The 1338-nt window shown below is 67.6% G+C and carries 1 protein-coding gene; it reads right to left on the reverse strand.

Features of this window, described 5'->3' with window-relative positions:
- Window positions 1-33 precede the first annotated feature (33 nt).
- Window positions 34-1218: an IS481 family transposase gene (locus Msi02_RS42720; protein WP_204053404.1), complete on the reverse strand. Its 1185-nt coding sequence runs from the start codon at window positions 1216-1218 to the stop codon at window positions 34-36.
- Between the last annotated feature and the right edge of the window lie 120 nt (window positions 1219-1338).

The raw sequence follows: 1338 nt of genomic DNA on the forward strand, positions 1-1338 counted from the left end.
TGTGATGTCGCAAGACATCGGAAACCCTCGAACCTACGGGTTCGGGGGTTTCTTTGTGTACTGGGGTTGGTAGTCGCGGGTGGGGTCGATGATCAGCTCGCGGAGGAGTTCTCCGGTGGTGGCGGCGACGACCCGGACGTGGAGATCGTCGACGAGCAGGATGACGTGGGTTCGGGCGTGGGTTCGTCCGATGCCGATGTGGTGGAGCCGGCCGCCGATCCGCAGGGTGACGACGCCGGTGTGGTCGACGCGGTCGTGTCGGACGCGGGTGTGGGTGTCGCCGTCGCGGCTGCCGGCCGGTTGGGCCTTGGGCCGGTTGTTGTAGGCCGCGGCGGGGGTGGCGCGGTGGGGCAACGACCGGTGGGGGCGGTGGTGGTTGTAGGCGTCGGCGAAGCGGTCGATGAGGGTCTGTAAGTCGCCGATGGTGGTGGGCTGGTCGGGCTGTGCGCGTAGCCATTTCTTCATGGTCTGCTGGAAGCGTTCGACTTTTCCGCAGGTGGTGGGGTGGTTGGGGGTGGAGTTCTTCTGGGTCACGTGCAGGCGGCGCAGTTCGTGTTCGAAGGCGTTGCGGCCGCCGCGGCCGCCGGCCAGGCGGGTGGTGAAGACCATGCCGTTGTCGGTCAGGGTGGAGGCGGGCACGCCGTGGGCGGCCACCGCGTGGCGGAAGGTGTCGCGGACGATCGGGCCGGTGACGCGGGGGTGGGCTGTCACCGACAGGGCGTAGCGGGAGTGGTCGTCCAGCCAGGTGAGGATCTCGGCGTCGGTGCCGTCGGCCAGGCGGTAGTGGGTGAAGTCGGCCTGCCAGGTCTCGTTCGGCTGCTCGGCTTGGAAGCGGATGTAGGAGGATCGTGGCCGTTTGCTCGGCTCGGGAGTGACCAGACCGGCCCGCATCAAGTAGCGGCTGATCGTCGCCCGGGACACGGTGACCTGGTGATGGCGGTGCAGGTGCCAGGCGATCGTGTCCGGCCCGGCGTCCAGGCCCTGGCCGGACAGGTCCTTGCGCAGGCGGACGATCAGTTCGACGGTGGCGGCGTCGATCGCCGTCGGTGAGGTCTTGGGCCGTCTGGATCGGGGCTCGAAGGCGTCCTCGCCCTGCTGTCGGTAGCGGGCAACGAGCTTGGACACCCAGCCTTTGGAGACGCCGTAGGAGCGGGCGACCTCTGCTTGTGAGCGGCCCTCGACGACGACCGCCGTGATGATGAGTCTGGCCTTCGACACGGGCCGACTGTCGACCGCCCGCAGGTTCTAGCTCTCTGTGTTTCCTATCTCCGGAGACATGCTCCGCCGGAGTTTCCTATGTCTCGAGACACCCGTTTCCTATGTCCTGAACCAGAACAC

The sequence above is a fragment of the Microbispora siamensis genome (assembly GCF_016863095.1).
Taxonomy (GTDB): Bacteria; Actinomycetota; Actinomycetes; order Streptosporangiales; family Streptosporangiaceae; genus Microbispora; species Microbispora siamensis.